General features: G+C 43.6%; 14 protein-coding genes. 3 read left to right on the forward strand and 11 right to left on the reverse strand.

All coding sequences use genetic code 11. The features are described from left to right. Positions 1–55: 55 nt before the first annotated feature. On the forward strand, positions 56–1,162 hold the full coding sequence (locus MHI15_RS00700; protein WP_248548767.1) for a glycoside hydrolase family 88 protein: 1,107 nt from the start codon (positions 56–58) through the stop codon (positions 1,160–1,162). Between the two features lie 64 nt (positions 1,163–1,226). Here MHI15_RS00700 and MHI15_RS00705 read toward each other — a convergent pair whose 3' ends face one another. The 7 genes from MHI15_RS00705 to MHI15_RS00735 all read right to left on the reverse strand — a co-directional run bounded on the left by MHI15_RS00705 (position 1,227) and on the right by MHI15_RS00735 (position 9,308). Further along, positions 1,227–2,288, reverse strand: coding sequence for a glycoside hydrolase family 76 protein (locus MHI15_RS00705; RefSeq protein ID WP_341164016.1), 1,062 nt, complete (start codon positions 2,286–2,288; stop codon positions 1,227–1,229). A gap of 12 nt (positions 2,289–2,300) precedes the next feature. Continuing rightward, positions 2,301–3,356, reverse strand: a complete 1,056-nt coding sequence (locus tag MHI15_RS00710) for a glycoside hydrolase family 76 protein (protein ID WP_341164017.1) — start codon at positions 3,354–3,356, stop codon at positions 2,301–2,303. A 33-nt stretch (positions 3,357–3,389) separates the two neighbouring features. Further along, the gene (locus MHI15_RS00715) at positions 3,390–4,277 is read right to left on the reverse strand and encodes a carbohydrate ABC transporter permease (RefSeq protein WP_076142466.1); all 888 of its coding nucleotides are present in this window, start codon (positions 4,275–4,277) and stop codon (positions 3,390–3,392) included. Positions 4,278–4,310: 33 nt separating this feature from the next. Continuing rightward, positions 4,311–5,198 (reverse strand): carbohydrate ABC transporter permease, encoded by an 888-nt coding sequence (locus MHI15_RS00720; protein ID WP_036688088.1) that lies wholly within the window; start codon positions 5,196–5,198, stop codon positions 4,311–4,313. A 64-nt stretch (positions 5,199–5,262) separates the two neighbouring features. After that, positions 5,263–6,567 (reverse strand): ABC transporter substrate-binding protein, encoded by a 1,305-nt coding sequence (locus tag MHI15_RS00725; RefSeq protein ID WP_076128252.1) that lies wholly within the window; start codon positions 6,565–6,567, stop codon positions 5,263–5,265. A 44-nt stretch (positions 6,568–6,611) separates the two neighbouring features. Beyond that, complete coding sequence (locus tag MHI15_RS00730) at positions 6,612–7,877, reverse strand: glycoside hydrolase family 125 protein (protein WP_076128250.1); 1,266 nt, start codon at positions 7,875–7,877, stop codon at positions 6,612–6,614. A gap of 246 nt (positions 7,878–8,123) precedes the next feature. Further along, the gene (locus MHI15_RS00735; RefSeq protein WP_340976289.1) at positions 8,124–9,308 is read right to left on the reverse strand and encodes a GntR family transcriptional regulator; all 1,185 of its coding nucleotides are present in this window, start codon (positions 9,306–9,308) and stop codon (positions 8,124–8,126) included. 383 nt (positions 9,309–9,691) lie between these two features. On the opposite strand from MHI15_RS00735, the gene MHI15_RS00740 reads away from it, so the two are divergent. Continuing rightward, a complete protein-coding gene (locus tag MHI15_RS00740) occupies positions 9,692–11,386 on the forward strand; it encodes a M3 family oligoendopeptidase (protein WP_076184489.1) in 1,695 nt (564 codons plus the stop codon). A 76-nt stretch (positions 11,387–11,462) separates the two neighbouring features. Here the strand turns inward: MHI15_RS00740 and MHI15_RS00745 are convergent, their stop codons facing one another. Then, positions 11,463–14,216, reverse strand: coding sequence for a glycoside hydrolase family 2 protein (locus MHI15_RS00745; RefSeq protein WP_341164018.1), 2,754 nt, complete (start codon positions 14,214–14,216; stop codon positions 11,463–11,465). Between the two features lie 146 nt (positions 14,217–14,362). Between MHI15_RS00745 and MHI15_RS00750 the strand changes: the two genes are divergently transcribed. After that, entirely contained in the window at positions 14,363–15,292 is a 930-nt protein-coding gene (locus MHI15_RS00750) for an ArsR/SmtB family transcription factor (RefSeq protein ID WP_076128437.1), read from the forward strand. 127 nt (positions 15,293–15,419) lie between these two features. Here the strand turns inward: MHI15_RS00750 and MHI15_RS00755 are convergent, their stop codons facing one another. The 3 genes from MHI15_RS00755 to MHI15_RS00765 form a co-directional block, all read right to left on the reverse strand. Continuing rightward, complete coding sequence (locus MHI15_RS00755) at positions 15,420–15,794, reverse strand: iron chaperone (protein WP_076304056.1); 375 nt, start codon at positions 15,792–15,794, stop codon at positions 15,420–15,422. A gap of 19 nt (positions 15,795–15,813) precedes the next feature. Next, positions 15,814–16,188, reverse strand: coding sequence for a DUF4180 domain-containing protein (locus MHI15_RS00760; RefSeq protein ID WP_076128242.1), 375 nt, complete (start codon positions 16,186–16,188; stop codon positions 15,814–15,816). A 441-nt stretch (positions 16,189–16,629) separates the two neighbouring features. Next, a complete protein-coding gene (locus tag MHI15_RS00765; protein ID WP_341164019.1) occupies positions 16,630–21,024 on the reverse strand; it encodes an Ig-like domain-containing protein in 4,395 nt (1,464 codons plus the stop codon). Between the last annotated feature and the right edge of the window lie 131 nt (positions 21,025–21,155).

Here is a 21,155-nt window from a genome sequence, read left to right on the forward strand (position 1 = left end):
CTGAGCTTTAGAAAGCTATACTCATAACATCCTAATTACACTGGAGGCAATAATAATGACACACCCTTATTGGCAGGAAATCATGGGTAGACTTGATACAAAAGTGGAACGTATGGTAGAGCAGATCGGTGACAAGTGCCCGCATTTCGCCGGGAAAGATGGCAAATTTGATGATATCGGTTCAGACTGGTGGACTACAGGGTTCTGGCCTGGACTCCTCTGGATCATGCATGATATGACCGGAAAAGATCTTTACAAGGAGGCTGCTTGGCATTGGGACGGTACCTTGGAGGAATGGTTTGTTAAACCAACGGTTGAGATGCATCACGATGTGGGATTCCAATTCCTTCCGACCGCTGTAATCAAACATACAATTACAGGTGACGAAGATGCCCTGCGCAGAGGAATTGAAGCTGCGAATTTCCTCGCTGCCCGCTATAATCCTGTAGGCAAATTCATCCGCGCATGGAATGAAGATAAATACGGCTGGGTAATTATCGACTGTATGTTAAATATCTCCCTGCTGTTTTGGGCCAGCAAAGTGACAGGTGATCCCCGCTATAAGCATATTGCAATTAGCCACGCCGAAACGACAATGCAATATGGCATACGTGAGGATGGATCCACCAAACATATTATTTCTTTTGACGCAGAGACAGGTGCTTATCTTGAGAATTTTGGCGGTCAAGGCTACTCGGCTGAATCCTCTTGGAGCCGAGGAACAGCTTGGGGATTGTACGGCTTTATCAATACTTATCGCCACACTGGTGATGAACGTTTCCTGAACACTGCTAAGCGGATCGCACATTATTTCATCTCTGCTTTGCCTGAGGATCAAGTCCCTTATTGGGATTTCCGCCTAGAGGATGATACCCGGATGTTCCGAGATAGCTCCGCAGCCTCTATAGCCGCTTCAGGATTATTAGAGCTAGCAGATATCTTACCCTTAGGCGAAAAAAGTCTATATGCAAATGCAGCGGAGCGAATTCTGCGCTCACTGACGGAAAATTACGCAACCTGGGAGCTGCCGGAGCATGAAGCGATTTTATTGCACGGAACTGGCAGTGGCAATTCCTTCATTGATGTATCCCTGATCTATGGAGACTACTATTATATTGAGGCTATCGCTAAATTAAATGGCTGGAAACATCGGATTTTCTAATTGCAGATAGTTAATTTAAACAACAAAAAGACACCTCTCTTGAGGTGTCTTTATATATTTCAGGCTATTCGTTCACCAGTGCCGCAGCACCCTCCAGAAGCATCAAGCCGCTGAGTTGAATACTCAGCTGAACCGGAAGCTCCGGTTTCACTTCCCACGATGAACTGCACAGACCCAGTTGTTTATCCAGACCTTTTTCCCACAACTGCATTGCATTGGCCAATATAACCTCACGAATACGGATATTTACAGGAGATATTTTACAGAGCTGAACCAAATAACGAATCAGAATGCCCTTGAACAATCCAGTATCATCAATGCCTTCATCAGGCAACATCAGATTAATTGGATCGCATAACCGATCAATACATGTATTAGCCGTTCGATTCGCATCTTCTAAGTAATGAACATCACCCGTATTCTTGTAAAGCTCTAGGCCAGCGCCTAGAAACACCCCCTGACAGTAAGTAAACTCCCAATCGTAATCGATCTGGCCATCCCCGAGTCTATTCATCCCATCCCACACAAAACCAGTCGTAGAATCCATCAAATATATCTTGTTCCATTCATAGATACGGAGCGCCCACTCCAGATCCTCTTGCTTATGAAAAAGTTCATATAACCGGGCTGCAAGAATTACGGCAGGTGCATTGGCAGGTGTGTTTTTATAATCTAGCTGATCCTTCTTCCACGCCAGACCTCCACCCAACTGTTCATTCCAAGCCGTCTTAATATCCTCCCATAGATCAAGCACAGCATTTAAATAGGCTTCATGTCCTGTTACCCGATAAGCACGCAGCAACGCCAATGCTGTCCATTCCATATCATCATAGTAATTATGCTTGAAAGTCCCCCCGTTATAAGCTTGCAGACTCTGACTTAGCTCCTTAATTCTCAAGGAATACACAGGATCTCCACTACGCTCATAACCATCTACTAAAATATCAATGACATGAGCCTGCCACCAATAATAAAAGTTTTCCCCCGCAACGTTGTACGCTCTGGGATACCATTGGTTCATGATCCCCGTCTCAGCATTATAATAATTACGTAGTAGACATTGTTGGAACCACTCGGACTTTTCCTGCCAACTGACTGCTTCTATGGCTTCCTTTGCTTGTGTCATTAAGAACTCACCTCAACCCTGTTCTTTAGTTAATTCAGCCATCTTCTCCAGCAGCTTGATCGCACTAAGCTGGGAGCTGAGCTGAATCACACCAGCGGAAGTCGAAGTCCAATCTGTGCCAAACAACACTTTATCCTCTGACTTTCCTTGTTCCCAGAGACATTCTACATTCGCTCGCAGGAAATCTACAACTTTAACTGCTGCGGAATCAGCTTTGACCCATTCAGCTGTATAGCGAATCAGGATTCCTTTAAACAGTCCCGCATCACCATTTCCTTCATCTGGCAGCACACCTCCCTGAGAGTCAGCAAGTTCATGGGCTGCGGCGGCAAAGGTTAGACGAGCATCCTCTAAATATTCCTGCTCTTTAGTGATACGGTACAGTTCAACTGCTGCGCCAATGAAAACACCTTGGTTGTAGGAGTATTTCCAATCTTTATCGATCTTTCCATCGCCAGTGCGATTCATGCCATCCCATACAAAACCCGTTGCTGGATCTACTAGATGCTCTTTTTGCCATCTGTATATTTTTAACGCCCATTCAAGATTGCTAGCTTCACCAAAAGATTGATACAAGCGTGCCGCAAGTATAGCTGCCGGTGCGTTGGCTGGTGTATTTTTATAATCCAACTGTGATTTCTGCCAAGCAATTCCACCGCCCATATGCTCATTCCAACCTGTCTGAATGTCGTTCCATAAAAGAAGGGCTGTGTCTTTATAACCTTCCACTCCTGTTGCTTGATAAGCACGAAGCCACGCGAGAGCCATCCATTCCATATCATCATACAACTCATTTGGCCACACACCACCATTTCGTTGTAGCAGACCTTCATGAAGTGCGGAAAGCCTTTTGGCATACCAGTTCTCTCCAGTCCGCTGTAGTCCATCTACCAATACATCCACAGCATGGGCCATCCACCAATAATGAAAAATCGTGTTGCATTCTCCATTTGGACAAGGTGTTTCTATATTGTACATTTTGATCGCTTCATTCCAGAAGAATGAATCCAATGCAGCTTGTGCTTGATTCGCCCGTTCCTCCCAAATCCCTATCTCCAATTGGTTCATATAGACTCTCTCCCTGGTTCGATTTTTATTGCATTAGCCCTTAATACCACTGAAGGCTATCCCCTGTACAAAATAACGCTGAAGAGCTAAAAACAACACCAATATCGGCAAGATTGCTACTAGCGCTCCAGCCATCATTGGACCGTAGTCTGTTTGAAAATTATAAGAAAAAGCTTGAAGTCCCATCTGAATCGTTGCTTTGTCGGGATCATTCAGCACAATCATTGGCCATAAGAAACTGTTCCAGCCCGCTTGGAAGGTAAAGATACTTAAAGTAGCCAGCGCTGGTTTAGTCAACGGCAAATATATCCGCCAAAATATTTTAAACTCTCCACAGCCTTCGATCCGGGCCATTTCCATCATGTCACTAGGCAAGGTGAGAAAGAATTGCCGCATGAAGAACACAGCAAAGGTTCCAGAAGCGCCTGGAAGAATAATCCCCCAGAATGAGTTCATCAGCCCGTTACCCCCGCTACCAAAAATATCATTTCCTCCAAAAAGAGGAATATGGCGCATGACATAAACCGTGGGGATCATCGTCACAATGCCTGGTATCATCATCGCCGCAAGCAGCACGCGGAATATCGGCTTATTGAGCTTAAAATTCAATTTTGCGAACGCATAACCACTGATAGAACCAAAGAACAGATTCGCCAATACACCCGCTACTGCAAGTACAAGCGAATTCCAGAAATAGAGCGCAAACGGAACCGTAGTAAATGCCTTACGATAGTGTTCTAAGGTCAAATGTGAAGGAAACCACCGGATGGGCATGGCGAAGATCTCTTCGTCAGGCTTCAAGGATGTAAGAACACTCCAATAAAAAGGTAGAAACATTACGATAGCAATAACTATGCACACTATATAATAGATAGATTTGCTTAAGCTTCTTTTTAATAACGAACTTCCGCTAGTATCCATACCTCTATCCCCCTTCTGCATGGCAAGCCCGGCTTATACAATGGACTCCTCCGCCTTTGTGATCCGCATGTTTATTAGTGAGAAAATGAGAATCGCCACAGCAAGCACAAATGCTTGTGCAGACGCATACCCCATTTGCAATTGATTAAAGCCCTGCTGATAGATCAGATAAACTGGAGTCTTTGTCATATTCGCCGGACCACCCTGCGTCAGCACAAAAGCTTGGTCGAACAACTGCAACGCACCAATGATTGACATCGTACTGACAAGAAAGGTTGTTGGTCGCAGCTGCGGCCAAGTAATAAACCGGAAACAAGCCAGCTTATTAGCACCGTCCAGCCGTGCAGATTCATACAAATAGTCGGGCACGCCCTGCAGACCTGCCAAGTAGATAATCATATTAGAACCTACCGATTGCCAGAGGGTAAGCATAATAATGGATAACATCGCCGTTCGGGTCTCGGATAACCAAGCTGGACCCGTAATCCCAACATAAGACAACAATCCGTTAACCAAACCAAATTCAGGATGCAAAAGCCAGATCCAAACGGTAGCAGCAGCAACGGCGGATGTAAGGGTAGGCAGATAATTCAATGTGCGGAACAACTTTACCCCACGCCAGGATCGACTAAGCAGAATCCCGAGGAGAAGCGAAATCAGAATATTAAATGGAACGAAAATGATGGAATACAGAAATACATTTCGGAATGTTTTCCATAACAAACTGTCCTCTATCAAACGGCGATAGTTATCAAAACCGATCCAATCGTTTCTACTAAGTACATCGTAGTTGGTAAAGCTTAAATATAGCGCCATTACCACAGGGATGACTGTGAATACTGTAAACAGCAATACCGTGGGTGTAATAAACAGATAAGCCGTCCGCGCCTGATGTTTCTCTAGCTTTCTGATGGAAGCCATTTCAGCTACCCCCTCCTAAGCAAAAGGGAGGCGAAACCTCCCTTCACTTCAAATGTCTTACTTATTATTTCACTCCTTCATTATCCTTCAGCATTTTGTCGCCCTCTTCTTGCGATTTCTTCAAGGTCTCATCAATGCTCATCTTGTTTTGCTGATTAAGCTGCAAATTAGGGGCCAAAGCATCAGTCTCCATCACGGAATATCCAGGATGGTTCGGACGAACCTTGGCGAACTCCAACGTTTCCAGAAACGGCTGCCACTTTGGATCATCCTTGAAAAATGGATCTTCCATCGATGGCTTATAACCCGGCAGGTTTAGACTCGTCTTTGCCCAGAGCAACGCGTTATCCTTGTTCGCTGTCCACCATTTGATGAACTCCCATGCTTCTTCCTTATGTTTGGAGCCTTCTGGAATCACTAGCCCAAATCCACCCATGACACTACCTTTATCACCATTTGGTCCGGCCGGAGGAGGAACGATTCCATAATCCAGGTCTTTACCATATTTGTTATAGGTGCTGAGCATCCACGGACCGGAATACAGCATAGCCACTTTACCTGTGACAAAAGCATCTTGCCCTTCACCAAGTCCAAGTTCGAACCCTACTTTATACACTTTGTCCTTGTTCATTAGGCGATCCCAGAACTCAAGCACCTGCTTGCCCTGCTCATTATTAAAATTGGTCTTTCCATCCTCTGTAAGCATGGTGCCGCCAGCCTGTTGGAGATACATATTAAAAAGTCCCAAATCTCCCATAGAAAAACCTGCAGTCTCCAATTTATTTCCATTCCATTTCGTTAGCTTCGTAGCCGCTGCCTCTAACTCATCCCAAGTTGTTGGAGGCTGAAGTCCTGCTTCTGCGAGCAGCTTCTTATTATAGAAAAGAGCACGGGCATCTACTGTAAGCGGCAGCCCATATAATTTGTCATCGTATGAAAGCTCCCGTAGGGATTCACTGTAGAAATCATCTTCGGAAATACCGTCACGCGTTAAGTATTCATCCACCGGATGCAGTACATTTTTCGGGGCATACAGCGAAGTTCTCCAACGGTCCCAAAACAGTACATCAGGAGTGCCGCCATTGGTCGCAGAAGTTAGGAATTTCGTGATCATATCCTGTTGCAGCACATATTTTACGTGAATTTTATCCTGCGATTTATTAAAAGCATCCACCATGGTCTCGAATTGCTTCTGCCCCTCACCGCCCCAATCTCCCCAGAAGGTAAGCTCTGTCTTTTTCCCGGTACTGCTCCCAGCTTTGCTTGTGTTTCCGGTCTCTTTGTCCGCAGATCCGTTATTGCCACCGCAGCCCGCAGCAAGTGCAGTAGTCATTACCAAAACAATTGAGGTAACCAGCCATTTTTTCATGTTCTCTATCCCCTTTAGAGTCGATTATTCAAACCTTGTTGGTCTCAACCGCGCTTAATCTGCTTACCACAGCGCATGAGTACAAGCTCACAGAACATCATGTTTGCCCAAGAGAACCATGGACGTGTAAATTCATCAGGATTATCCACATGAAACCCTTCATGCATAAATCCAGTTCCTGCATCCGTCTTCTCCAGCAGATGAAGTAAGGCTTCCTGTTCCTCAAAGCGAGTAGATGTCATTCCCTGCATCGCTAAAGCTATGGGCCAGATATACCGATTTGGCGTATGCGGACTTCCAATGCCAGCAGCCGCTTTTCCTGCGAAAAAATAAGGATTAGTGCTACTTAAAATAAGTTCACGGGTATTTTTATAAATAGGATCATCAGCAGTCACATAACCCAAATAAGGGATAGAGAGTAGACTAGGTACATTTGCATCATCCATAAAATTCACCTGTCCCAGACCATCTACTTCATAAGCATAGACCGCTCCAAACTCTGGATGTTCTACAATTCCATACTCACTTATTCCCTTATTAAGCTGGTCAGATAGTTTTCTAGCTTTCTTTTCCAGCTCCTGATCACCTAAAATCTCACGGGCAATTTCACACACATATCGTAAAACAACCACCGCGAACATATTGGCCGGAACCAAATACCCATATTCACAGGCATCGTCACTAGGACGAAATCCAGACCAAGTCATTCCGGTATAAGCCGTCAACGTCCCTTTGCCTTCTCGAGCTAACGTATCCGTGGGCGGACAGTTCATCCGTTGAAAAAGATATTTTGAATCGCGCTCATGGTTCTGTTCGGTAGTCCATAATGTTATGATTCTTTCTACGCCTGTTACAAACGACTCATTAAACTGACTAGTACGGCCCGAATTCTTCCAGAGCAGATAACTCAGTTGGATTGGATAACATAACGAATCAATTTCATATTTTCTTTCCCAGACTCCCGGGCTCATCTCCGTCAGATCCTCTTGGTGGCCATGCCCACTTTCTTCTTCATTGAATGCGTTAGCATACGGATCAAGCTGGATGTAAGTAAATTGTCTACGTACAAGTCCCTCAATCATGTCTGCAATTTCTTCATCTTCGGAGGCAAGGATTAGGAAAGGTCTGACCTGTGCGGCGGAATCCCGTAGCCACATCGCTGGAATATCTCCGGTAATAACAAAAGTGCTTCCGTTTGGCATTCGTTTTAAGGTTGTGTTCCAGGTGTTGGCCATACATTTCTCGAACATTTCGGCTAATTTCGGGCGATCACTCAGCTGTGCTTTTACGCTAGATGCCAGTTTATGCATTGACTCGGGTATTTCTCTAGTTGCTTTCAGTTATAATACCCCCTTTTTCTTTTTAAATTTGAAGCGCTTTCATTGATTAGTATATTGTCATGTGATTAGTATGTCAATATGTTTATTTTATTATAATGATATACCAATACATCTATAATGATAAATACATATCTAAAACAAATAAAAAAACCCATCCAAAAAGATAGGTTTTTATAACAACTAATATATGTTTAATTTGGAGAATAAGCCAAAATTCTATTTAGAGATAGATTGTTTAGCGGAGCTTGTGGATTCACCAGAAATTAACTCAGCTTCCAGCATTATCTTATTGGACACACTCTGCCCGTTCATAATTCGCAATACATTTTCTACTGCAAGCCGCCCCATCTCTTCTTCATTTTGCCGTAAATGGGTAAATGCATAACCCGAACCAAGTGGAGTTGGCGGACTATCAAAGCAAATGATCGAAATATCTTCTGGAATTCGTAGCCCAAGTCGTTGGACCGCAGTTCTAGCCAGCAGCGCAATATTATATTCCACAGCAAAAAGCGCCGTTATTGTTGGATTCTTTTGCATATGAGAAATTAGCCGCGAAATGTCATGTTCAATATTCTCATCGTTGAAGGAATCCGGTAGTGTTGAGGTCAAATCGCTGACCCACAATCCCTTGTCTACAGCTATTCCCCGTTCCGCATGCGCTTGAATAAATCCCTCTACCCGCTCTTCAAGAGCTGTGGTATCCGCTGGAGGTGGAGAGAGAAAGGAGATATGAGTATGCCCGAGATCAAATAAATACTCCGTACCTTTGAGTGCAGCCTGCATATTATCAGTACTGATCGATGCTGCTGCCACTCCTTTTAAATGGCGATCTACCAGAACTAGCGGGAACCGCCCTATCACCAATTTTAGAATCTCCGCATTAAAAAATTCGCCTTGAGCCGGAAAAATGATCAGACCATCTACACCTAAGCTGAGCAACTTCTGAATAGATTTCTCTTCGTTCTCCGGCACCCCAAACGTTCTTCTTAAAACCAGAAAACAATCATTATCACGTGAAGCCTGCTCCATGCCATAAATTAAGCCTGTGCCATAGCTGTTGCCAAAGTCGGTAATAACCAGACCGATCGTCTTTTCCTCATGGTTAAAGGAATTGAAAACAGTTCCGTCGGAGACCGTCCCCGGAGATATCGCTGATTCCATGTAATCGACTGCTGGATCTGCCACAAATGAACCTCTCCCCGGTTTTCTCACAATTAATTGTTCCGCGGCGAGCATTTCCAGAGCTTTTTTACTCGTAATCCGACTAACATTATAGGCTTCAGCCAGTTCTTTCTCAGAGGGAACCCGTTCCCCTTGTCCATAGGATTTATTAACGATAAGCTGCTTCACTTCATCAAATATTTTTTCATACATCGGTTTGGATGATGTTGTCTCACTCATGACTTTCGTTATCTCCTGACTCTAATTTTTTCATCTTATACATAATAATATATCATGATATATTAAGTTTGTCGACAGTTGTGCGGCTACAGCAAAAAAAGAGGGAGGAAGGATGTAAAGTGGAAAAATACAAAACTTCGTATATAAACAGAGATAACCCGTATTCAGTGAATGCTGGTTAAATAAAGGCTAAGTAATCGCTATAAATATCATTTCTACTATATTCTTAGATAATATCAAACCGTATTTCATCTAACAAGTTTTTACACTTTTGTCCATTTGTTCTTTTTTTATTCAAAAACAGCTAACACAGGTCTATCGTAAATTGCTGTTCAGAATATATAATAGAGACTATCTGGTATAGAAAGGAAGTTGAATAGTTAATGAAATTTAATGATTATCGCTATGAGCGCCCGGATGTAGAGAAGTTCAAACAGGATTTTAACAACCTGCTTAAAGATCTCAATGACACCGAGCCATTAGAAGTGCAAAAGGCTTCCGTTACCGCTATTAACAAGCTTCGCAATGAGTTTGACACCCTGCAGACATTGGTTAGCGTTCGCCATTCGATCAATACAACAGATGAATTCTACAAGGCTGAACAGGAATTCATGGACGAGATTGGCCCTATCGTTCAGGAATACATAACGGACTACTACAAAGCACTCGTCAATTCCAAATACAGAGCCGAATTCGAACAAGAATGGGGCACGCAGCTGCTTCAGCTTGCAGAAGTAGCTCTGCGTACTTTTAGTCCAGAAATCATCGAAGATTTACAATTGGAGAACAAACTCTCTACAGAATACGCTCAGCTTATCGCGTCCGCCAAGATTCCATTCGAAGGCGAAGAACGGACACTGACTCAGCTTACTCCTTTTGAATTGTCCACGGACCGCGATATGCGCAAACGTGCTTCACAAGCCAGATATGATTTTATGTCTGAACATGAGAGTGACTTTGATCGAATCTATGACGAGCTAGTTAAAGTCCGTGACCGCATTGCTAAAAAGCTTGGTTACAGCAACTTTGTTGAGCTAGGTTATGACCGGATGATGCGTACCGATTATAACGCCGACATGGTAGCCAACTTCCGGAAACAAGTTCTGGAGCATATCGTACCCGTCTCCCAACAGCTTAAGAAACGGCAGACTGAACGCCTAGGTCTGGATGCCTTGAAGTTTTATGACGAGAACTTCAGCTTCAAGACTGGCAATGCCACTCCTAAAGGAGATCCTGACTGGATTGTAGCTAACGGATCCAAGATGTACAAAGAGCTCTCTCCGGAAACTGATGAATTTTTTACTTTTATGTTGGATAACAATCTAGTGGATTTAGTAAGTAAAAAAGGTAAGCAAGGCGGTGGCTATTGTACTTACTTCAGCCAATACCAAGCACCTTTTATCTTCTCAAATTTCAATGGAACCTCAGGGGATATTGATGTCTTGACCCATGAAGTGGGGCATGCCTTCCAGGTGTATGAAAGCCGAAATATTAATGTACCTGAATATGCTTTTCCTACTTATGAAGCCTGTGAGATCCATTCCATGAGCATGGAGTTTTTTGCTTGGCCATGGATGGAATTGTTCTTTGAAGAGGATGCAGACAAATACCGTTTCAATCATTTGGCAGATAGCCTTCAGTTTATTCCTTACGGAGTTACTGTAGATGAATTCCAGCATTTTGTTTACAGCAATCCTGAAGCAACCCCTGCTGAACGTAAGCAAGCATGGCGAGAAATCGAGAAAAAATATTTGCCGCACCGCAATTATGAAGGTAATGCTTATCTGGAACAGGGTGGATTTTGGCATAAGCAAGGCCATATCTTCGCCTCCCCGTTCTATTACATTGACTATACACTAGCACAGCTATGTGCCTTCCAGTTCTGGAAACGTTCAAATGAAGATTTTAAATCCGCTTGGAGTGATTATTTAGAGTTATGTCAAGCTGGAGGAAGCAAATCCTTTATCAAGCTGGTTGAACTTGCGGGCCTGACTTCACCTTTTGAAGATGGCTGCATTAGTTCGGTCATTGGAGAGATTGAAAGCTGGTTAAACAGCATTAATGATAAAGAACTTTAATAATACCTTGCAGTACCGATAAAAAAGCAATCCCTGCTTCTTAGCTGGGATTGCTTTATTTTCATATTAAGGTTATTTAGCGATAACGAATCAACAAGTCCAGTGGATAACGACCTGCATTACGGCCATACAAAGCTAGCCCGCCGTCCTCTGCTTGCAGCTCCAAACGGAAAACACGATTGCGATCCAGCTTCGCTGCTAACTGCCCCGGTACACTTGCCTTGCATAGGTAGCCATAAGATCCAGCCTCATCCAGCTTATTCGCTATTGGCTGATAATGCCAAGACAAAATCCCTCTGCTATCAGCCGGATCATCCGGTAAATAGAAAGAACCAATCCGCTGCCCATCCACCAGAACGTTCACTCGGGAAGGATGACGCTCTTCATCCGTCATATAATACGTATTCGGATTATATTCCACCCTCGCATCTGCCCCATGCATAAGATCAAGGCCCATATCATTAAGCTTCGTACCTTCAACATGCCGCGCCAGCAATCGTTTAGCACTTGCTTCGAAGATGATTTCGATCTCACCAATCATTGATTTATCTGCTGCATCTGGCAGTGTAACCTCGTATACATATTGACCTTGCCCAGCACCATTGATCTTAGATCCTTGGATAGCATCCCATTGATGCTTAAAGGTATGATCGGTATAAGCTCCCACTGGAATTTGAATAAATTCTCCTTCACCTTTAAACAATACAGTGTTATTACCGCCTCTTACATCAAAAGTAATGAAATTCCGCGTGATCGCTTCACCCTTCTCATTAATCAGAGAAACAGCAAGTATTGCAGCCGCCTCCTGACCAGGCATTGTAATGTTCAAAGAAGGAAGTATAGTGTTTCCAAAGTTATCCCATTTCACAGACATATGTCCACTTTGCGCAGTGACCCGAGTCCCCAAATTGTCGTACCACAGTTCCCATTTCAGCTTCAAATTATGACCGTGATAGCTGTCCGCGAAGCTGGAACCTAGCAAAGGTACTTTAACACTCTGCCCTGCTTCTACTGTCTGGCATGGAGGAGCATCTATCACGATAAAATCTGGGGAATGCAGATCCGCAATCGTCATCCCGGGAACAAAATCCCCATATCCAAAATCCTTATCGCTCCCGTCTAGCCGGTAATAACCATTGAACTCATTCGTAACATCACGGAATTCAGTAAATACGAATCCACATAGCTTATCATGCCGCCGGAATTCATTCATCATATAGCGGTAATGCCATGCCAAATCACTGTCCCCTGCACCACCTTCTATCCCCCACACATTACCGCATTCGCTGTTCATTAGAGGGGCATCAGACTGTACGTTGCCGCCAATACAGTTAAACTCCGATCCCGGGAATGTTTTATCTACAACCTCATTTAAGTGGGCTTGCAGCTGCTCGTAACCATTAATGTAAAAGTGCCATGTTTTAATATCCGATTCCACATGATCATAATTACACGGCGAGTTATCCTCAACAATTCTAGTCGGATCAAGCTGCTTCGCCCAGCGATATTTCTCCCGCACCCATTCCTGTGTCTCTTTAAGATAACTACTCTGCTGCTGTACATCACTTGTGAGGCTAGCCTCCTGAGCATCTGTCTTCAAACCCCAGGTCTCGTTGAACATAACCCACGAAAAAATAGATGGATGATTATAATCTCGTTCAATCACCTCAAGGGCTTCTCTCTCATAGGAGGCTCTGGCCTTGTCATCCGGATTACCCCAGAAACAAGGCATATCTTCCATAACAAGAATGCCAAGCTTATCCGCCCAATACAGCTTACGGGGTTCTTCGGGCTTAATATGAATTCGCACCATGTTTAGCCCTAAACGTTTCATTAGATAAATTTCATCCCGCATGTCTTCATCCGTTGGATAGGTGAAAAACCCTGTCTTGTGATAGGACTGATCAAGAGTACCGTTCAAATATATCGGCTTACCATTTAAGGTGATCCACCGATAATCACGATCTTCAAAGCGGGCAGTCTGAATTTCGCGAATTCCGAAATAAGTGCTGACTGTATCTGTACCAAACGATCCACTGAGCTGCAATTCACCTTCATATAAATAAGGATTTTCTGGACTCCACAAATGCGGATTGGGAACATCGATAGACAGCTTACATTCGTTGACCCCTGCTATAAGCTGCAGCTTCTCTGTATGAACAACAGAATGATCAGCGAATTGCAGCGTAAACTCTGCCGAACCCGTTTCATGCGCAATTATTCTTGTAGTTACCTTCACCTGTCCATCTATACGGGTCACAAACTTTGCATCTTTCATATAAGTTTCGGGACGTGCTTCAAGCCATACAGGCTGCCAAATTCCACGGATTTCTCCATATCCTTGTTTGCCCCGCGCTTGATAAGCATGATCGAAATCCTCAGCTCTTACGACAATATTATTCTCACAATTAGCTGCCCAGTAAGGTGTAATATCAAATTCAAATGAACCATATCCACCTTGATGTGAACCTACATGTTCTCCATTTATCCACACATCACATGAATAATCTACTGCCCCAAAACGTAAAAACAATCGTGTTTGTTGGTCAACAGCCTGCCCATTCACGGTGCGGCGATACCAGCCTATTCCTTGTTGATCGCAGCCAATTCCGGATAAGGGACTTACCCAAGAAAAAGGTACAGTGATCATTGAGTCGTAAGCGATTTCAGGATTGGAGTACCATAACGCCTTCATACCTTCATTGTTCGGATCAAACTTAAATGACCATTGCCCATTCAAATTCATCCATTCATGACGTTGCCAATGTGGATGAGGGTGTTCAGAACGAGGAATCGCAAGTGTCTCAGAAGCTAATATAGAAGTTGTCATATGGCGAGCACAGCCTTTCAAAATAAGAAGTTGAGCCCATTTTAGCACCAGTATATGTTTTTCGCAATGTTTATTATGATTTTACAATACTCGATCTTCATTGTACAATAACCTCAACCCATCCTATACGAAAAGGAACAAATATGATGAATGATATTTCACAAGAAACGATACGTTATCCCGCGTCACGCATTTTAGATGTAGCTAAAGCACTGTCTGGTGACGTCCGCGTCCGCATTCTTGAAGCCCTTGGAGAGAAGCCTATGAGTGTCAGTCAATTAGCTGAGACGTTAGGTGTAGCTCAGCCAACGATATCTATCAATGTGCAGACGTTAGAACAGGTTAATCTTATCTCATCTACACAAGGAGCAAATCGCGAAAAAATCTGTGCGGTCACCTGTCGCTCTATTCAACTCGATCTCCCTTCAAAGCTAGGGGATGGGCTGCATCAAACTGAGGAAATACATATGCCCATCGGAATGTTCTCCCACTGCTCCATACAACCGTCCTGCGGGATGGCCGGAAAAGATGGTGGCGTCATTGGCTCCCAAGATGATCCAAGAGCATTCTACATGCCTGAACGAGTCGATGCCTCTCTCTTATGGTTCGCAGAAGCCGGTTATGTCGAATACTATTTTGCCAACCCCCTGCCTCCAGGCGTCGAGTTGGACGAAATCCGCATTTCGGCAGAAGTATGCTCAGAAGCCCCTTCATTTCGAGAGGATTGGGCCAGTGATATCAGCTTATCCATCAATGACCAGTTAGTCGGGACTTGGACCTGTCCCTCCGATTTCGGGAACCGCAAAGGGAAACTGACCCCTGAACGTTGGAGAAGTGGAACTGAATATGGAGCTCTTACTACATGGAGTGTCTCGGAATCGGGCAGCAGCTGTAATGGTTCTCTCTCATCTTCTACTACAATCAGCTCTTTAAAGCTGGCGTTTAATGAACCTATTCGTGTACGTTTTGAAATTCGGGAGGATGCACTCAATAAACGAGGACTAAATCTGTTCGGAAGTGGGTTCGGGGACTATGCCCAGGATATCATACTGGCGTTTGTACGACGTCCGAAATGAGGAAAAAGAGGCAGGAGTGCCTCGGAAGTGGATCCAATGTTCACTAGCATCAAGAAGAACATCAACAATGGATGCACACTTCCAGCCCTGACCAGATGGACCTCTCTATTTCATACCAGTAGAGACCTTATTTTGCTTCAACTTTTTTTAAATTCTCAGCGACTCTGAAGGTTACAATCTTGCTAATTAATTCATAAGGCATAGGCTTATCAATAGGGAATTGAACGGAACCTTTAGCACCTTTATAGCCCGATAATTCATCTTTAAAAGCATTAATTCCACTTGGAGTTGGATAGAATCCAATATGCTTGGGATAAGCAGCGAAATGCACCAAATTTCCGTGTAATGCAAAAGTAGGCATCTGATAGCTTATTTTTTCCTCTGCTTCCGGTGCCGCCTCTTTTATCACCTTTCTTAACGTATTAAGGATTTCCTGAACCTCAAGCGAAAACCCGGAAATATAGGCATCGATCGATTCATATGTGATTTTACTTTCATCCATGATATAACTCCTCTCTGGATCATCTCCACGATTTGCATAAATGTAGGGCCGCTAAAGCCTCAGCTTCAGTACTTTTGAACAACATTTTATCGCCTTGATTGCATTCGTAAATAAAATCATTCAGACTTTTGCTGTTATAGCTTGTAAATTCTCCTACGATAGCAACTCTCATCTGATAGTTTGTATATTTTTGTGCAATCTCACCAGCAACTCCAGACTTTAGCTCGAAAAAATCATCCGTAATCTGTTCCTTCCTCAGAAGCATTTTATCGCATCCTTGGTATTTCACATTCATCATTAAGTCTAAGGCATCCCTTACATTATTGATTATGATCTCCTCACCAGAGATTATAGCTACCGTTGAATCATTCTTATCATCCACTGTGATTTTCATTCAAGACTACTCCTTTTCCGCGAAGAATTTCTGCAACATTATGATTACTCTGCTTAATCGCAACCGACCATGCAGATTCACCACTTTTTATTTTAGCAGAAATGTCGGCGCCATGTTCGATTTACAACTCTATTAGTTCTACATTATCCGTATGAAAAGCAGCAGAATGTAAGGAAGTATAACCATCACTATCGAATATATTATTCTCCATATTCGCAAGGTGCGGATGAGCTTTCAGGATTTCTTTCAGCCGTTCTGCATGGCCTGATTGTGCTGTCTGAAATACATCATTAATGATTAATTATCGTATAAACGAGCTAAGTTATTTTTTCTGGATAATTAGCCATTCTCCAGCTTGGCTAACCATATAAAAGAAAAGAGGATTCGTTCAATGTTCTTTGAACGAATCCTCTAATGATCACAATTCTGGAGCTTAGTAGATTAAATTAAATCCGACTTTTCAAGTAGCCGCTTCACGATCTCTGCAACCTCAGCTCTGGTCATATCATCTTTCGGAGCAAGCCCTTTACTGCTTCTTCCCATGATAATGCCTGCCTGCAAAGTGTCAGTAACTCCACTGATTGCCCAGTTAGAAACCTCACTACTATCTGTAAATGGAGCTAACAAAACGTCAGCCGATTGAACAGAAAGCTTAGTCTGTAGCGCTGTAATTTTCATCGCTTTAGCAATAATTAACATCGCTTGTTCACGGGTAATATGTTCATCAGGGCGGAACATGCCATCTTCAAAACCATTGATTAATTGATAAGTAAATGCCGTGTTGATCGCACTGTTATACCAATCCGTGGTCTTTACATCTGAGAATGGTGTTGCAGCTTGTTCCATCTCAAGTCCCAGACCGCGTACAACAATCGCCGCAAACTCTGCACGGGTAATGGCTTGATCCGGAGTAAATTGACCACTACCTGTTCCCTCAATGACTAATCGGGAGCCCATATCGTTCACTGCCTCTTTTGCCCAGTGATTAGCTACATCACTAAATTCAAGCGGATGCCAGATTACGGAGTAAGTACCTCCGCTTAAGCTGTTGATAGTAGCAAAATATTTGCCATCAATTACAACCACTTTAGTAGGAACATGGTGTACCGAACCTTCGGAATCAACGTACACTCCAGTTGTAATCTTGTTCGGGTCCATCCCTTCAGGAATGGCTATGGTACGTTTAACATACGTATTGAATTGGGAAAGTTCAATACTCTTATCTCCGTAGATACCTCTAGCCGTAAAATTAACTGGCGCGGAAACTAATGAGAAGGATCCTTTTTGCGCAGCTGCTTCTAAAGCTTTAACTTTATCGGCTGTAGGAGCACTAATTTCAATCTGTATCTTAATATCTTGCAAAGCTACCGACTTGCCGATCTGCTCGTTCAAAGCGTCAATATTAATTTGTTGAGCAGGCAGTGTAAATGTCGCATTTCCCGCTTTAATCTCAAGAATCGCTTGATTACCCTGCATATTTTTAACCATTTGTCCATTTAATTCGCCAACTATAACATCAGATTTACTATTTGCACCGATAGAAACTACTGTACCTTTACCTTCAGTGGCGAGCTTGTCCTCTAGCTTCTTCTGATCTAACACAATAGTGGTTAACGTTTGCTCATTCCGTTTACCATTCGTTGCGGTTCCGACTGTTTCAGCTTTACCATTGATTAGAATGGAAGCAGCATTTACCACAGGTGCCGGAGTTGTTGATGGGGTTGGTTGCGACGGAACAACAACATCACCACCAGATGGAGTGCTAGGAACAACTGCATTGGACTCAGCAGAGAATTCGCTGATGCCAGCTTTATTGATTGCCTGTACCGTGAAGGTATAGCTTGTTCCATTCGTCAAACCACTGATTGTCAGAGGACTTCCAGTTCCTGTAACCGTCAAACCTCCCGGATTAGCAGTTACAATATATCCTCTGATTTCGCTGCCTCCATCGTTCACCGGCGGGATAAAGGTGATGATTGCTTGACCATTCTCTGCAGTTGCAGTTACGGATGTTGGAATTCCAGGTGCTGTAACTGGTTTAACAGGTGCCTTCACAGTAACGGTTGTAGAAGCCGTATAACTACCATCTTTCGTCGTTACCGTTATGATGGCTGTTCCTTCACCAATCGGAGTTACTACTCCATAAACAACCTTAGCTACTGTCTCATCGCTAGAGCTCCAGATCACACCTTTATTTGTTGCATTAGCAGGAGCTACTGTCGCTTGTAGAGTTCCCTCGCCTTCACCCACCGTTAAGTTAAGTTCTGTCTGGTCTAAAGTCACCCCAGTTACGATAACGTCAGGTGGCTTAGGAGCGGCTACATTAACTGTGGTTGTAGCTGTAAAACTTCCATCTTTGGTCGTTACCTTGATAACCGCTGTACCCTCTCCAACCGGAGTTACTACTCCGTTCACTACGGTCGCTACAGTTTCATCGCTCGAGCTCCAGATCACGTCTTTATCTGTTGCATTCGCAGGCTCTATTGTTGCTTTTAGAATTCCATCAGCTTCACCAGCTGTTAAATTCAGTGTTTCCTGATCTAGCTTCACTCCAGTTACATCCACAACCGGCGGGATTGGAGCACTCACATTTACTACAGACGAAGCTGTAAAACTTCCATCTTTGGTCGTTACCGTAATAACTGCTGTCCCCTCTCCAACCGGAGTTACTACTCCGTTCACAACGGTCGCGACTGTTTCATCGCTCGAGCTCCAGATCACGTCTTTATCCGTTGCATTGGCAGGCTCTATTGTTGCTTTGAGGAGTCCATCAGCTTCACCAGCTGTTAAATTCAGTGTCTCCTGATCTAGCTTCACTCCAGTTACATCCACAACCGGCGGGATTGGAGCACTCACATTTACTACAGACGAAGCTGTAAAACTTCCATCTTTGGTCGTTACCGTAATAACTGCTGTCCCCTCTCCAACCGGAGTTACTACTCCGTTCACAACGGTCGCGACTGTTTCATCGCTCGAGCTCCAGATCACGTCTTTATCCGTTGCATTGGCAGGCTCTATTGTTGCTTTGAGGAGTCCATCAGCTTCACCAGCTGTTAAATTCAGTGTCTCCTGATCTAGCTTCACTCCAGTTACGTCCACAACGGGCGGGATTGGGGCACTCACATTTACTACAGACGAAGCAGTAAAACTTCCATCAGTAGTCGTTACCGTGATGATCGCTGTTCCAACGCCAACTGGAGTTACCACCCCGTTTACAACGGTTGCAATAGTCTCATCACTAGAGCTCCAATTTACTGTTTTGTTCGTGGCATTAGCAGGTGCTATTACGGCACTAAGCGTGTCTCCTGCTTCTCCTTCCGTTAAACTGAGTGTTGGTTTATCCAGGGTCACTCCGGTTACGATTACATCCCCCGTATTGTTTACCGTCACATTAAAAGTGTAGGTGTTGCTTAATGCTCCATCACTTACCTTAACAGAAATCACACTGGTGCCAAAAGCATTCGCCGCGGGTGTTATTTCTAAAGTTCGTAACTCACCACTTCCACTTATTTTCAGTCCATTATTCGGAATTAAGAGCGTATTCGAGGAAGTAGCTGATACTTGTAGGTCATCTCCATCCACATCGAGAACCTTAAAGGATCGTGAGACCGACTTGTTTTTATCGGTTGTAGTATTCCCCATAAAACCTGTGTCCTGCTTCCAGGTTGCCCCAGTAATTGTGCCGTTCTTAAGGGGAAGACCAGAGGTATTAATAGCGACATTCCCATCATTGCTATTCGCTAATTTATAGTTTAAAGCCAGATTAGGCTCCGAGCCTGTCAAGTCGACATTCATTTCTCGAACAATATCACTTTGGGTCTTGGCTTTACTCCAGAACCTCACGTCTCTCATTCCACCGTTATAATCTCCGTCCTGTCTCCACGTGCTTTTTCCAAGCCAGTTATTCGGACGTGCAACGTTTCCTACTGTACTTAAATCCATGGCCCCTTCTGCCTTAAGTACACCATCCCAATAAATCCGTCCCTTTTTCTGACTGTGATCATAAACAATCGCGACATGAACCCATTTAGAAATCGGGAAATCCTCAGTGACATTAATATCTCCCTTATTAGTGTAGGCAGTGAAATTCATCCGTTTACCGTTAAAACCTACAAAAATATTGTGGTTCTGCTCTGCGATCGAAGATTCAAAAAATCTCATCCATGTCTGAAAAGCATCTACCTTCAAAAATCCTTCAACTGTAAAAGAATTCCCATAAATCCGTTGATCCGGGAAGGTCACATAATCCCCGTTACCGTCAAAACTAAGATAGTCCCCACCATTTAGTTCTGTCAGATAAGGTGCATCGTTCACTGGATTTACAGTAATTACGGCTATACCCGGATCTGAGCTGAACGCGGCAGATACTGTGGTATTCGCATTTTTTTGATAATTTTGATAACCGGATGCTGTTGTATCCCATAGCTTAAAGCTAATGGATGCCGTTCCGTTCCAGTCTTTCGCCGGGACAAAACGGATTTTCTCCGATTTCAGCAGCAGAAAAGCATTACTGTTTGACACCGGCTCGATATTATACCAAATTCGTCCCACCGTGTTGTAATACTGCCAGGCCCCTTTGGTATTATCTAAAGCTACTACAGCAATCCCTGTTGACGCTGGATCCGATACTTTTCCTGTCAAAAAGCTGGCTACCTCAACTCCTGCGTTGGAATAGTCATCTTCATTGATGGACGTTATTATAGCTGGGCTATTCTCGATCCAACCGAAACTAGCTTTTGCACTTATGATTGGAGTTTGCATAGGACCTACCCCCTGCACCACAAGTCCAGTACATAACGAAATACTAATGCCTATTTTCATAAATGATGGCTTCAAACTCTATTTCCCCCTCTAGCATAAATCATGTCCTTAATTCGACAATAATCGTGAGTATTATACAAAATTAAGATAAACAAAAAATAAACAAAAAAAGAACCCTCGATAGCCATCCTTTCGAAGGTTCCTTC

It is taken from the genome of Paenibacillus sp. FSL H7-0918, from assembly GCF_038007025.1.
GTDB lineage: Bacteria > Bacillota > Bacilli > Paenibacillales > Paenibacillaceae > Paenibacillus_AQ > Paenibacillus_AQ odorifer.

What these genes read in the sequence shown, in the direction of transcription:
- MHI15_RS00700 (WP_248548767.1), top strand. Translation starts at nt 56, where the DNA reads ATGACACACCCTTATTGGCAGGAAATCATGGGTAGACTTGATACAAAA.
- MHI15_RS00705 (WP_341164016.1), bottom strand. Translation starts at nt 2,288, where the DNA reads ATGACACAAGCAAAGGAAGCCATAGAAGCAGTCAGTTGGCAGGAAAAG.
- MHI15_RS00710 (WP_341164017.1), bottom strand. Translation starts at nt 3,356, where the DNA reads ATGAACCAATTGGAGATAGGGATTTGGGAGGAACGGGCGAATCAAGCA.
- MHI15_RS00715 (WP_076142466.1), bottom strand. Translation starts at nt 4,277, where the DNA reads ATGGATACTAGCGGAAGTTCGTTATTAAAAAGAAGCTTAAGCAAATCT.
- MHI15_RS00720 (WP_036688088.1), bottom strand. Translation starts at nt 5,198, where the DNA reads ATGGCTTCCATCAGAAAGCTAGAGAAACATCAGGCGCGGACGGCTTAT.
- MHI15_RS00725 (WP_076128252.1), bottom strand. Translation starts at nt 6,567, where the DNA reads ATGAAAAAATGGCTGGTTACCTCAATTGTTTTGGTAATGACTACTGCA.
- MHI15_RS00730 (WP_076128250.1), bottom strand. Translation starts at nt 7,877, where the DNA reads ATGCATAAACTGGCATCTAGCGTAAAAGCACAGCTGAGTGATCGCCCG.
- MHI15_RS00735 (WP_340976289.1), bottom strand. Translation starts at nt 9,308, where the DNA reads ATGAGTGAGACAACATCATCCAAACCGATGTATGAAAAAATATTTGAT.
- MHI15_RS00740 (WP_076184489.1), top strand. Translation starts at nt 9,692, where the DNA reads ATGAAATTTAATGATTATCGCTATGAGCGCCCGGATGTAGAGAAGTTC.
- MHI15_RS00745 (WP_341164018.1), bottom strand. Translation starts at nt 14,216, where the DNA reads ATGACAACTTCTATATTAGCTTCTGAGACACTTGCGATTCCTCGTTCT.
- MHI15_RS00750 (WP_076128437.1), top strand. Translation starts at nt 14,363, where the DNA reads ATGAATGATATTTCACAAGAAACGATACGTTATCCCGCGTCACGCATT.
- MHI15_RS00755 (WP_076304056.1), bottom strand. Translation starts at nt 15,794, where the DNA reads ATGGATGAAAGTAAAATCACATATGAATCGATCGATGCCTATATTTCC.
- MHI15_RS00760 (WP_076128242.1), bottom strand. Translation starts at nt 16,188, where the DNA reads ATGAAAATCACAGTGGATGATAAGAATGATTCAACGGTAGCTATAATC.